This is a genomic window from Microbacterium sp. GW821-FHT01D02, assembly GCF_059422585.1.
Window position 1 is genome coordinate 486,057 of sequence record NZ_JBWKXB010000003.1, and the last position, 11,639, is coordinate 497,695.

Annotated in this window: 12 protein-coding genes; 4 read left to right on the forward strand and 8 right to left on the reverse strand. The window is 68.3% G+C overall.

The genetic code is table 11. The features are described 5' to 3' along the window. Positions 1-57 precede the first annotated feature (57 nt). A complete protein-coding gene (locus tag AC07VM_RS15875) occupies positions 58-822 on the reverse strand; it encodes an SDR family oxidoreductase (RefSeq protein WP_494912173.1) in 765 nt (254 codons plus the stop codon). 122 nt (positions 823-944) lie between these two features. On the opposite strand from AC07VM_RS15875, the gene AC07VM_RS15880 reads away from it, so the two are divergent. From AC07VM_RS15880 to AC07VM_RS15895, 4 genes are all read left to right on the forward strand, one after another. After that, a complete protein-coding gene (locus tag AC07VM_RS15880) occupies positions 945-1,418 on the forward strand; it encodes an NfeD family protein (RefSeq protein ID WP_267414448.1) in 474 nt (157 codons plus the stop codon). A 9-nt stretch (positions 1,419-1,427) separates the two neighbouring features. Next, positions 1,428-2,360 carry an SPFH domain-containing protein gene (locus tag AC07VM_RS15885; RefSeq protein ID WP_267414446.1) on the forward strand — a complete coding sequence of 311 codons (933 nt, stop codon included), beginning with the start codon at positions 1,428-1,430 and terminating at the stop codon, positions 2,358-2,360. Beyond that, entirely contained in the window at positions 2,357-3,133 is a 777-nt protein-coding gene (locus AC07VM_RS15890) for a glycerophosphodiester phosphodiesterase family protein (RefSeq protein ID WP_494912174.1), read from the forward strand. Before AC07VM_RS15885 ends, AC07VM_RS15890 begins: the two co-directional genes overlap by 4 nt. 122 nt (positions 3,134-3,255) lie before the next feature. After that, entirely contained in the window at positions 3,256-3,639 is a 384-nt protein-coding gene (locus AC07VM_RS15895) for an RNA polymerase-binding protein RbpA (protein WP_267414442.1), read from the forward strand. Here AC07VM_RS15895 and lnt read toward each other — a convergent pair. The 7 genes from lnt to AC07VM_RS15930 are packed head-to-tail and all read right to left on the reverse strand — an operon-like array spanning position 3,636 to position 11,637. Further along, positions 3,636-5,159 (reverse strand): apolipoprotein N-acyltransferase, encoded by a 1,524-nt coding sequence (gene lnt / locus AC07VM_RS15900; protein ID WP_494912175.1) that lies wholly within the window; start codon positions 5,157-5,159, stop codon positions 3,636-3,638. The two genes, AC07VM_RS15895 and lnt, sit on opposite strands and share 4 nt — an antisense overlap. An 11-nt stretch (positions 5,160-5,170) precedes the next feature. After that, positions 5,171-7,645, reverse strand: a complete 2,475-nt coding sequence (locus AC07VM_RS15905) for a DEAD/DEAH box helicase (RefSeq protein ID WP_494912176.1) — start codon at positions 7,643-7,645, stop codon at positions 5,171-5,173. Next, positions 7,642-8,400: a twin-arginine translocase subunit TatC gene (tatC, locus tag AC07VM_RS15910; RefSeq protein ID WP_267418547.1), complete on the reverse strand. Its 759-nt coding sequence runs from the start codon at positions 8,398-8,400 to the stop codon at positions 7,642-7,644. Before tatC ends, AC07VM_RS15905 begins: the two co-directional genes overlap by 4 nt. Before the next feature lie 57 nt (positions 8,401-8,457). Continuing rightward, a complete protein-coding gene (gene tatA, locus AC07VM_RS15915; protein ID WP_267414437.1) occupies positions 8,458-8,691 on the reverse strand; it encodes a twin-arginine translocase TatA/TatE family subunit in 234 nt (77 codons plus the stop codon). A gap of 44 nt (positions 8,692-8,735) precedes the next feature. Continuing rightward, positions 8,736-9,719: a helix-turn-helix transcriptional regulator gene (locus AC07VM_RS15920; RefSeq protein ID WP_267414435.1), complete on the reverse strand. Its 984-nt coding sequence runs from the start codon at positions 9,717-9,719 to the stop codon at positions 8,736-8,738. Then, positions 9,716-10,708 carry a helix-turn-helix transcriptional regulator gene (locus AC07VM_RS15925; RefSeq protein ID WP_494912178.1) on the reverse strand — a complete coding sequence of 331 codons (993 nt, stop codon included), beginning with the start codon at positions 10,706-10,708 and terminating at the stop codon, positions 9,716-9,718. Before AC07VM_RS15925 ends, AC07VM_RS15920 begins: the two co-directional genes overlap by 4 nt. Next, on the reverse strand, positions 10,708-11,637 hold the full coding sequence (locus AC07VM_RS15930) for an FKBP-type peptidyl-prolyl cis-trans isomerase (RefSeq protein ID WP_267418502.1): 930 nt from the start codon (positions 11,635-11,637) through the stop codon (positions 10,708-10,710). The genes AC07VM_RS15925 and AC07VM_RS15930 overlap by 1 nt, the downstream gene beginning before the upstream one ends. Positions 11,638-11,639 lie beyond the last annotated feature (2 nt).

The following is an 11,639-nucleotide window of genomic DNA, read 5'->3' on the forward strand; positions in this document are numbered from 1 at the left end:
GACACGAATCGGCCCCGTCCTGCGCGATGCAGGACGGGGCCGATTCCGTGGGGACTGCTATTCGGCGACGAAGGCGCTGACGTCGCCCACGAGGCGCGTGTTGTCCGCCGGGACCGGATCCACGGCGGCCTTGGCGACCTCCGCCGCGAACTCGGAGACGTTGTAGAGCTTGCCGGCCGACTCCCGGCGCTCGGCGATCGCGCCCGGGTTCGCGCGCTCCAGCAGGGTGGCCGTGATCGTGCCCTCGATCATGTCGCCGGAGACGACGGTGAAGCCGATGCCCTTCTCGGCGAGGCCGGGGGTGAGCTCGCGGAGAGCGTCCTCGCCGGCACGCTTCGACAGCGCCACCGGCTCGTACTCCGGCATGGTCGGCGTGGTGCGGATGAAGTGCGCCTGGTGGCTGGTCACGAACACCACGCGTGCACCCTCGCCCAGGAGGGGCGTGGCGGCGTTGAGGACGTTGAGCTGGGCGTCGCGGTTGAGCGTGAGCGCGTAGTCCTCGGCCATGCCGGACTCCATGCCGCCGGAGGCGTTGAGCACCAGGACGTCGAGACGACCGTACGCGGCGCGGATGGCCTCGAACATCTCGGCGACGGATGCCGGGTCGGTGAGGTCCGCACCGACGACGAGGGCGCGGCGTCCGAGCTCACGAAGCTGCGCGGCGAGCTTCTCCGCTCGGGGAGCCTTGTTGCGGAAGTTGATGACGACGTCGGCTCCGGCCTCGGCCAGGTAGCGCACGGTGTCGGCGCCGATGCCCCGCGATGAACCGGTGACAAGGGCGACCTTGCCGTCGAGGGATCCTGCGGGAAGAACGTCGGTCACGGTGACTCCTCATGATGCGTGAAAACGCCGTGATCGCACGGCCCTCACACACTACCAAGCGCGCGCTGCGGCACCGGGATCGGCGGTCCCCCGCGTGATACGTTGACCACAAAGGAGGCCGCATGGACAACTTCACGACATTCGTCACGTTCATCGACCATTGGGCTTGGATCGGCTGGCTGGTCCTGATCGCCGTCTTCCTCGTCATCGAGATGCTGTCGCTGGACTTCACGTTCCTGATGCTGAGCTTCGGAAGCGTCGTCGGTCTGGTCACCGACCTGATCGGCGTGCCGGTCTGGGTGCAGGTGATCATCGCCGCGGCCGCCGCCGCGCTGTTCATCCTCTTCCTGCGCCCACCGCTCCTCAAGCGCCTGCGCCGTGGGGAGGATCCCACCAAATCCAACGTCGACGCTCTCGTCGATCTGCGCGGGATCGCGCTGCACGAGATCACGCAGATCTCCGGTCAGGTCAAGCTCGCCAACGGCGACACCTGGACGGCCCGCAGCGCCTCGTCCGTGCCGATCCCTCCGGGTGCACCCGTCGCCGTGAGCGCGATCAACGGCGCCACCGCCATCGTCCGTCCCGTCAACGACTAGGAGAACTCCGTGAACGACGCATCGTTCATCCCCACCGCGATCCTGTGGATCCTCGTGATCGCGGTGATCATCTTCGTGGTGGTCACCGTCGCCCGCGCGATCCGCATCATCCCGCAGGCAACCGCCGGAGTCGTGGAGCGCCTCGGCCGCTACCACAAGACCCTGACCCCCGGTCTGAACGTGCTGGTCCCGTTCATCGACCGTCTGCGTCCCCTGATCGACATGCGCGAGCAGGTCGTCTCGTTCCCCCCGCAGCCGGTGATCACCGAGGACAACCTCGTGGTGTCGATCGACACCGTCGTCTACTTCCAGGTGACCGACGCCCGGGCCGCGACCTATGAGATCGCGAACTACCTGGGCGCCGTCGAGCAGCTCACGACCACCACTCTGCGTAACGTCGTCGGTGGCCTCAACCTCGAAGAGGCCCTCACCAGCCGTGACAACATCAACGGTCAGCTGCGCGTCGTGCTCGATGAGGCGACCGGGAAGTGGGGCATCCGCGTCGGCCGTGTCGAGCTCAAGGCGATCGACCCGCCCATCTCCATCCAGGACTCGATGGAGAAGCAGATGCGCGCCGAGCGCGACCGCCGCGCGGCCATCCTGACCGCGGAGGGCACCAAGCAGTCCGCGATCCTCGAGGCCGAGGGTGCTCGTCAGGCCGAGATCCTCCGCGCCGAGGGTGACAAGCAGGCCGCTGTGCTCCGTGCACAGGGTGAGGCCGAGGCCATCCAGAACGTGTTCAGCGCGATCCACCAGGGCGAGCCGGACGACAAGCTCCTCGCCTACCAGTACCTCCAGATGCTCCCGAAGATCAGCGAAGGCCAGTCCAACAAGCTGTGGATCATCCCGAGCGAGCTCACCGAGGCGCTCAAGGGCATCGGCAGCGCCTTCACGCCGAAGCCGGGCCAGCAGGGTCCCACCAACACACTGCCGGGCGCGTGACGCACCCGTACTTCACGAAGACGCGGCATCCCCGAGTCCTCGCCCATCGCGGTCTCGTCACCGCGGCGGGCGAGGATTCGGGCGTCTGGGAGAACTCCGCCGCCGCGTTCGCCGCCGCTCACGCCGCCGGCGCCGAGTACGTCGAGACCGACTGCCAGGTCACCGCGGACGGCGATGTGGTCCTGTTCCATGACGCGACGCTCGAACGACTCGTCGGCGACCCCCGGGCCGTGCGCGAGGTCCGCACCCGCGAGCTGCGTGCCGTGTTCGCCGATCACGGCGGCCTGCTCACCGTGGCCGAGGCGTTGACCTCCTTCCCCGACGTCCGGTTCAACATCGACGTGAAGACGTCGGCGGCGGTCGAGCCACTCGGGCCGATCCTGGCCGAGCACACGCATCGGGTGCTCGTCACGAGCTTCTCGGATGCGAATCGTCGCGCGACCCTCGCGTCGGTGCTGAGAGCCGGTGCGGAGATCCGGCCCGCGACGTCCGGAGGCAGCAGGACGATCGCCGCGCTGCGGGCGCTCTCCGCTCTCCGCCTCTCCCCCGTTCGTGTGCTGCGAGAGGTCGACGCACTCCAGATCCCGGAACGATACGGCGCGCTGCGGGTGCTCACCCCCGCACTCCTCCGCGCCGCGCATCGACACGGCGCGGAGGTCCACGTGTGGACGGTCAACGACCCCGAGACGATGCGCCGACTCGTCGAGGTCGGCGTCGACGGCATCGTCTCCGATCGGGCCGACGTCGCTCTCAAGACGCTCTCTCCTCGCTAGCTCGACGCGCCCCATAACCTCCGCCGCTGGGATTACCCTGTGAATCCCGCCGAGAAGACGCTCGCGTGGATGAAGCGCACAGGCTGGAGCGTTATACCTGACAGCGACGAGAGGACCACAAAATGGCAGATCGCAGCCTGCGCGGCATCCGACTCGGCGCCCAGAGCCTACAGAGCGAAGAGGGCGTCGTTTTCATGGAGCGCCGTGAGACCACCTACACCTGTGACACCTGCGGCCACGTCACGAACCTCATGTTCGCGGCAGACGCCGAACCGCCCCAGACCTGGGAATGCCGCGCATGCGGCGCCGAGGCCCGCCTGAATGTCGACGGCCACGCCGTGACGCTCGAGGCCAGCGACGAGAAAGCCGCCCGCACGCACTGGGACATGCTCCTGGAGCGTCGTACCCGCGCAGAGCTCGAAGAGCTCCTGGAAGAGCGCCTCGCGTTCATCCGCGCCCGCCGCGGTGCCGGCGAGGACCCGACCCGCGAGAAGATCGGCGCCTAGCGCTTCCGGGCGCGCCACCACCCGAGGCCGAGCGCGCCCAACCCGCCCCAGAGCAGGATCATCTGGATCCAGGGGCCCAGGACAACCCCCGCCGTGAGGCCGGACCGGAGCTCGACATCTTCGAGCATCGCTCCGGCCTCTCCTGCGTCCAGGCTCGTGACCGTGGTCCCGTCTGCGCGGATGACCTGGCTCGTCCCGACCGTCGAGACGTTCACGACGCTGCGTCCGGTCTCGATCGCGCGCATGCGGGCGAAGGCGAGCTGCTGCAGATTCTCGTCGGTGCCGCGGAAGTCGGCGTTGTTCGTCTGGAACACCAGGACCTGGGCGCCGTCGCCGATGCCTTCCCAGATGACGTCGTCGTAGATCACGTCGAAGCAGATCGCGAGACCGACCAGCACCCCGTCGACATCCATGATGGGCGGGTTCGATCCGGGGGTGTACTCCCGCTGGATGAGCCCGATCAGATCGGGGACGATCGCGTTGTAGAAGGCGCGATCCGGGACGTACTCCCCGAACGGCACCGGGTGGCGCTTGTCGTGGGTCTGGGTCGCGGTGCCGTTCGACGTCCACAGCATCGAGGTGTTGAAGTACAGGCCGTCACGACCGGTCGCCGCGTTGGCCAGCAGCGGCGCGTCGATCCTGTTCGTGATCAGGGTCATGCGTCTCGCGAGAGCGTCGTTCTGGAACGGGTCTCCGTCGAGCGATCCCTCCGGCCACACCAGCAGGTCGACGTCCTCTCCGTAGAGCGGAGCGGTCGCGTCGGTCTGGGCCTGGATGACCGAGAACGGCTCGCGATCGTCGAAGTACCCCGTCGGACCGTTTCCCTGAACGGCTGCGATCCGCATGGAACCGGTCGACGAGGTGGGGAACAGCGGCGTGAAGAGCAGGACCACGACGAGCGCAGCGGGCGCGAGGACGCGCAAAGGACGACGCCAGGCGCGCAGTCGCACGACCTCGATGAGCATCGCGACGAGCAGCACCATCAGGAAGCTGAGTCCACTGACGCCCAGCCACGACGAGATCGGCGCGAGCGGGCTCTCCGCCTGGCTCATCCCGATGCGCGCCCACGGGAAGCCCCCGTACGGCCAGGAGCCGACGAAGAGCTCGCGACCGACCCAGAGGGCCGCGACGGTCGCCGGAAGGCCCAGAAGGCGCCCTGCAGCGCCGGGGAAGGCTCGTGGGAGCCAGCGATAGGCCAGGGCGATCGGGATCAGGGCCAGGGCGGTCAGGCCCCCCTCGACGACGCTGAGAGCGCCCCACGGGATCGGGCCGAGGTAGCGCGAGGTCCACGAGACCAGGAGCCCGAAGAAGAGGATGCCGTAGACGAGTCCGACCAGCAGCGCGCCCCCGAAGCGCCTCCCGATCAGGGAGAGCAGCAGCAGGGCGGTCGCGGGGAACGCGAGTGCCCAGACCGCCGCCTCCGGGTAGGCGAGATTCATCAAAAGAGCGGCGAGAGCGGCGGCCAGCACCGCGGCCCAGAGCGGGAGAAGGGCGCGCTCGCGCGCTCGGGACTCGGACATCCCCTCCATTGTCACATCGACGAGTAGGCGACGATGCCGCGCCGGACGCCGTCGAGCGCGGTCCGCGCGGTGCGCGCGAGGGCCCCGTCCTCCGCGACGATCGAGAGCTGGTCGAGCAGATCGATGGTCTGCTTCGCCCAGCGCACGAAGTCACCGGCGGCCATGTCCGCGTCGATGAGGACCCGATCGAGAGATCCTCCCCGTGCCCACGCGTGCATCGCGCCGGCCAGGCCCGCGGCGAGCGGCTCGCTACCGGGCAGGTGATGGTCCTGTTCGAGATCGTCGAGCTCGGCCCAGAGCGTCGTCGTCTTCTCGTAGGCGGTACGGAACGCGCCGCGGGGAAGGCCCCGCTCCCCCGCATTCGCCTCATCGCGTCGCGGCTCATACACGAGACAGCACGCCATGGCGGCGAGAGACGGGGCGTCGAGACCGGCCCACAGGCCCTGTCGGAGCGACTCGGCGACGAGGAGGTCGCGTTCGCCGTAGATGCGGCGCATGGTGCGTCCGGCCTCCGTCAGCGCGGTCTCGCCGTCGACCTCGGTCAGATAGTCCAGAGTCTCCAGCACCTCGACGACGCGATCGAAGACGCGCGCCACCGTTCCCGTGCGCGTCTCGATCTGGCGACGGATGCGGTCGGTCTGCCTCTTGAGCTTCCAGTAGCGCTCGGCCCACCGGGCATGCGCCTCGCGATCGGGGCATCGATGGCACGGATGGCGCTGCATCTGGGTGCGCAGGGTCTGGATGCGCTTCATGCGCTTGTCGCGGGAGGCTCGGGGCGCCTGCGAATCCTGACGGTTCTTCTTCTCCAGATCGCTCAGCTCGCGACGGATGGCCGCATACTCCGGGAAGTCGCCGTGCTCGCACGCCATCGCGCTCTGGTAGCCCGCCAGGGACTCCTCGGCCTCCCGCACCTGACGGGCGAGCCCGACGACCGCACGGTCCGCCTGGAACTGCGCGAACGACGATTCCAGGATCTGTCGAGCCCTCGTCTTGCCGAACATGTCGATGAGGTTCACGGCCATGTTGTACGTCGGTCGGAAGCTGGAGTTCAGCGGGTAGGTACGCCGAGAAGCGAGCGCCGCGACCGCCTGCGGGTCCATCCCCTCGGTCCACTGGACCACGGCATGGCCCTCGACGTCGATGCCGCGACGACCGGCACGGCCGGTGAGCTGGGTGTACTCCCCCGACGTGATCGCGACGCGGGCCTCGCCGTTGAACTTCTCCATCTTCTCGAGCACGACCGTGCGCGCCGGCATGTTGATGCCGAGCGCCAAGGTCTCGGTGGCGAAGACGACCTTCACGAGCTTGCGCTGGTAGAGCTCCTCGACGACCTCCTTGAACGCGGGCAGCAGCCCCGCGTGGTGGGAGGCGACGCCGCGCTCGAGGTTGTCCAGCCACTCCCAGTAGCCGAGCACGTCGAGGTCCTCGTCTTGCAGCGTCCTGGTGCGGTCCTCGACGATCGAGCGGATCTCGGTGCGCTCCTCCGTGGAGGTCAGTCGCAGTCCGGATCGGCGCACCTGCTGGACGGCGGCGTCGCAGCCGACGCGGCTGAAGATGAAGAAGATGGCCGGCAGCAGGTTGGCCCGCTCGAGGAGGCGGATCACGTCGGGACGGTCCATCCGCTCGATCCGCTGCGTGTTCCCGGGGCGAACGGGTCGTCGGCCCCCGCGATGCGGGCGCTTCGCCTGACGTCCCGCATGCCGATCGCTGCGATAGGACTGCGCCTGCCGGTTGCTCTCGTACGTCGAACCCGTCGAGGAGCGGAAGCGCATCAGCTCCTGGTTCACCTTCGCCGTCGCCAGGCCCGCGCGGTCGTCGAACAGGGGAAGGAGGTCGTCGCGCACGAGCACGTGCTGCTCCAGCGGAACCGGGCGGATCTCGGAGACGATCACCTCGGTGTCCCCGCGCACGGTGTCGAGCCAGTCGCCGAACTCCTCCGCGTTCGAGACCGTGGCGCTCAGCGAGACGAGCCGCACCTGCTGCGGCAGGTGGATGATGACCTCTTCCCACACAGCGCCGCGGAAGCGGTCGGCGAGGTAGTGGACCTCGTCCATGATCACGTAGCGGAGATCACGCAGCGCCGCCGAATCGGCGTAGATCATGTTCCGCAGCACCTCGGTGGTCATCACCACGATGCGCGCGTTCCCGTTGATGTTCGTGTCGCCGGTGAGGAGCCCGACCTGATCGGCGCCGTAGACGTCGACCAGCTCGCGGAACTTTTGGTTGGACAGCGCCTTCATGGGCGTCGTGTAGAACGCCTTGTCGGCCGGAGTCCGCATCGCGAGATGGATCGCGAACTCGCCCACGATCGTCTTGCCCGCGCCGGTGGGCGCTGCGACGAGCACGCTGCGGCCGTTCTCCAGGGCGTGGCATCCGGCAACCTGGAAGGGATCGAGATCGAACTTCTGCAGGGCGGCGAACGCGGCGGACTCGGGATGCTCCGCCGCCTGCTGGGCCTGGGCGTACCTCTCGGAGGGCGAACTCATGCCGCGTCCGGCAGCAGCCCCGACGCCGCTTCGCGCTTGCGCTTGCGACGGTCGAAGAGCAGCGAGAGACCGGCGGCTGCGAAGAAGAGGACGATGAGGATGCCCGCGAGCATCAGCATGCTGATGACATCGGCGGCGGGGGTTGCGAGGGCAGCGAAGACGGTCGCGATGATGATGGCGACACGCCAGCCCTTCAGGATCGCCCGGCCGGACATGATGCCCGCGACGTTTAGAGCCACCAGGAAGACCGGGAGGACGAACGAGATCCCGATCACGATCATGAGCTTGAAGATGAAGTCGTAGTACTCCTGCGCCTGGAAGAGGTTCTTGGCACCCTCCGGCGTGAACCCGGCCATGAGCTCGATGATGTGCGGCTGGATCATCACACCGACGTAGCAGCCGGCGAAGAACAGCGGCACTGCCGCGGCGACGAAGGAGACGGTGTAGCGGATCTCCTTGCGGGTCAGTCCGGGCATGATGAACGCCCAGATCTGCCACAGCCATACCGGCGCCGAGATGAACAGACCCAGCGAGAAGGCGATCCGCATCCGCATGTCGAAGGGACCGGTGATCGTGGAATACACGAGCGCCGCGACATCTTCGCCGCGTTGCTCCGCGATGTCGTTGATCGGCTTGGTGATGAAGCTGATGACCGGATCGGTGATGAGGAACGCGATGACCATGCCGACCACCAGCGCCAGCGCTGCGTACATCAGACGCTTGCGCAGTTCGACGAGATGCGCACCGAGCGACATCCGCCGATCCCGCTCAGCCTTCGGCTTCACGGTCGGTTCGATGGCTGCCACGGCCGGTCAGGCGCGAGGCGGAGTCTCAGGCTCGGAACCAGGGTCCTTCACCGTGGGGTCGACAGAGGTGGAGTCCGCACGACCGGCGTCCTCTTCCTTCATCGCCTTCATCTCGCCCTTGAAGACGCGGGCGGACTGACCCATGCTCTTCGCGAGCGCCGGCAGCTTGGCAGCACCGAAGAGGAGAAGGATCACGGCGAGCACGATGAGCAGGTGCCAGCCTTGCATTCCAGCGAACATGTCGAGATTCCCGTCGTTGGTGGGCGTTCGGTTCAGTCTACAGATCAAATCCGTGCATCGGGGCTGCGGTAGAGCGCGAGTCCGGCAGACGCCCAGTCGCGTGTCGCCGTTCGGGCGATGCCCGGATCGAGCACTTCCATCGCACCGCCGAAGCGTGCCGCGAGCCGTTTGATGCCACGGGGGTCGGCGAGATGGAGCCGAGCCGTCACGGATCCCTCTCCCGCATCGATCGCCTCGGACGGGAGGAACCCGTTCAGCAGCGGGGCGAGTCGCTCCGGCACGCGCACGGTGACCTCGCGTTCATCGTCGAGCCCGGCGAAGGCCTCCGGGACCTGGTCGCCGCCGTGGGTGATCGGGATGTCGGTGAGGCTCGGCGCGCTCACCCGGTCGAGGTGGAACGTGCGCATCGCCTGGCGAAGGTGGCACCAGCCCTGCAGGTACCACTGGCCGTTCGTGATGAGGATCTGCACGGGGTCGACCGTGCGTGTCGTCGGCGACGCATCCGGCGCCTGATAGGTGAAGGAGATCGCGACGCCCTCGTGGAGACCGCGGGCGACCGCTTCGCGGACCTCATCGACGGCGCTCGGAGCGACGACGACATCGGCGGGCGCGTCCGCGGCGCCTCGCGAGAGCTTCGAGATGAGTCCGGCGACGAGCCCCGAATCCGAGACGGCCGGTACGGCGGCGACCATCTGCAGTCCCGCCAGGAGGGCCGCAGCCTCGCGCGCGGTGAATCGTGGCACCCGCCGGAGGGCGACATCGTTGGTGATCTCGATGACGTCTTCGAGGTCGAGCAGATCCCAGTTGATGTCGAACATCTCCTGGGGCTGCTGCCAGTAGCCGGACTCACCGGGGAGTCCGATCACGGTCAGCTTCTCGACCATGCCCCGCATCTCCTGCGGGGTCACGCCGAACTCCTCGGCCGCCTCTGCGAGTGAGACCTGGCCGTGCTCGAGCAGGTACGGCACGAGCGTCAGATACAGCCGGACGCGCTCGGCGGCGAGCAGCGGCTTCGACTTCGCGCTCATCGTGCCTCCTCGATGTCCGTGTGGGTGTCGACGACTGCTCGGAGGCGCGCGATCACGGCATCCCGCAGCGGCGCGGGCTCGACGACGCGGACCTCGGGTCCGTACGACGCGAGCTCGTCGGCGAGGATGTGCAGGTCGACGAACGGCACGCGGATGCCCTGGGCCGCGGAGGTGGCGCGCCGTCCGAGACGGAGTGCCGCCTCGGTGCCCGGCGTGATCTCCAGAAGGGCGGAGTTCTCGGCTGCGACGCGCTCGAGTCCGGCCAGAGCCCGCTCCCCTGCGCCGTCGCGGAGCACCGGGTCGAAGGCGGTCGGGCTGACCTTGACATCGCCGACGATGCGGCTGAGCAGGAAGGTGCGATCCTCCTCGACGTTGACATCCACGCCGAACACATGCCAGCGTGCCTCGTAGTCGACCAGAGCGAGCGGTCGGATCCGCCGCCGACGAGGAGCGTCCTCCCCCGGCTTGAGGTAGTCGAACGTGACCACCTTGGAGCGCTCGATCGCATCCTGCAGCGGCGAGAACGCGGCGTCCCGCGCGGTGATGCGCGGCGCGAAGCCGATGATCGGCTCGTCACCGTCGATGCCCAGTGCACGGATCTTGCGCACCCCGGACTGAGCGTCACCCGAGACCGACTCCGCGCTCCACACGCTTCCGGCCAGCCGCAGCACCGCCAGCTCCGCGGGAGAGAACTCGATGTCGCTGGGCAGGTCGTACTCGGCCTGCGGAATGCGATAGCGGGCTTCGCGGAGGTCGTTCGGGTCGGCGGCGTCGCCGATCGTCTCGATCGGGACGCCCAGCGTTCGCAGCTCGTCCTTGTCGCGCTCGAACATCTTCTCGAGCGCGTCGGATCGCGTGCCGGCGTCCGCGCGCTGACGATAGCCGGAGACGTTGTCGAGGATCTGCTGCTTGGTCAACCCGATCTCCGTGGCCATCAGCGCCACGACGAGATTCGTCAGGCGCTCCTCCGCGGGGATACGGGTGGCCATCACTGCGTCGGCGCCGTGACTGCGCCCAGGATGTCGACCACGTAGGCGACGGCCTGTCCGCTCTCGCCGGCGGGCGTCACGACCAGGATCTGCGATCCGACGGTCTGGCCGATCAGGGCCTCTCCGACGGTCGGGGCGGACTTCGAGAGGTCGCCGGTGGGGCTCTGGCCCCAGGTGGTGGTGATGACCTTCTTGCTGTCCCAGCCGACGGCCGTGACGTTGAGCAGCGGGAGCTGGCCGGCCTCGACCTTGTCGCCGTCCCCCTTGATGAGGGTCTGCACGACCTGCTTGGTCGGGGCGGCGCTGTCCGGGATGATCACGCCGGGCGTGCCGTCGGAGGCGCGCACCACCGTCGGCATGCCCTTCGCGTCGTTGAACTGCAGCGTGCCCTCGGCGCGGGAGAGGTACACGTCGACGACGTCGATCACGAACACCGCATTGTCGTCCGCGGAGAGCCCGAAGGCCTGGAGGTTGTTGGCGCCGAAGTCGTCGGACGTGAGACCCGCGACGATCCGCGATCCGGCCGTCGCGCACTCGAACACGTCCGCGAGCCCCGGGGACTGCTTCGCCCAGAATGTGGCGGACGAGACGTTGCCGCGATTCCCGTCGTACGGAGTCGAGTAGACCTTCTTCCCCGTCTCGCCGCTGAAGATCGAGAGCTCGACCACGAGCAGCTGCTGGTCGGTGAGGATCTCCCGCCCGTCGCCGACGGTCGCGTCCGCGAACGACGACTTCTTCAGGTGCAGCGGCGAGTAGACGTCGACGTCCGGCGCGGACCCGACGTCACCCGAGACGCTGACCGCATCCAGGATGTCGGTTCCCCCGGCAGCACGATCGCAGGCGACGCCGCCGGGCGCCGCGGCGGTGCACCCGGTCAGGGCGAGGACGGCAAGGCTGAGAGAGGCCAGAACGGCGGACGTTTTACGCACGC

Coding starts and splice junctions, on each gene's coding strand:
- AC07VM_RS15880 (WP_267414448.1), top strand. CDS start 945: ATGGACAACTTCACGACATTCGTCACGTTCATCGACCATTGGGCTTGG.
- AC07VM_RS15895 (WP_267414442.1), top strand. CDS start 3,256: ATGGCAGATCGCAGCCTGCGCGGCATCCGACTCGGCGCCCAGAGCCTA.
- lnt (WP_494912175.1), bottom strand. CDS start 5,159: ATGTCCGAGTCCCGAGCGCGCGAGCGCGCCCTTCTCCCGCTCTGGGCC.
- AC07VM_RS15905 (WP_494912176.1), bottom strand. CDS start 7,645: ATGAGTTCGCCCTCCGAGAGGTACGCCCAGGCCCAGCAGGCGGCGGAG.
- tatC (WP_267418547.1), bottom strand. CDS start 8,400: ATGTCGCTCGGTGCGCATCTCGTCGAACTGCGCAAGCGTCTGATGTAC.
- tatA (WP_267414437.1), bottom strand. CDS start 8,691: ATGTTCGCTGGAATGCAAGGCTGGCACCTGCTCATCGTGCTCGCCGTG.
- AC07VM_RS15920 (WP_267414435.1), bottom strand. CDS start 9,719: ATGAGCGCGAAGTCGAAGCCGCTGCTCGCCGCCGAGCGCGTCCGGCTG.
- AC07VM_RS15925 (WP_494912178.1), bottom strand. CDS start 10,708: ATGGCCACCCGTATCCCCGCGGAGGAGCGCCTGACGAATCTCGTCGTG.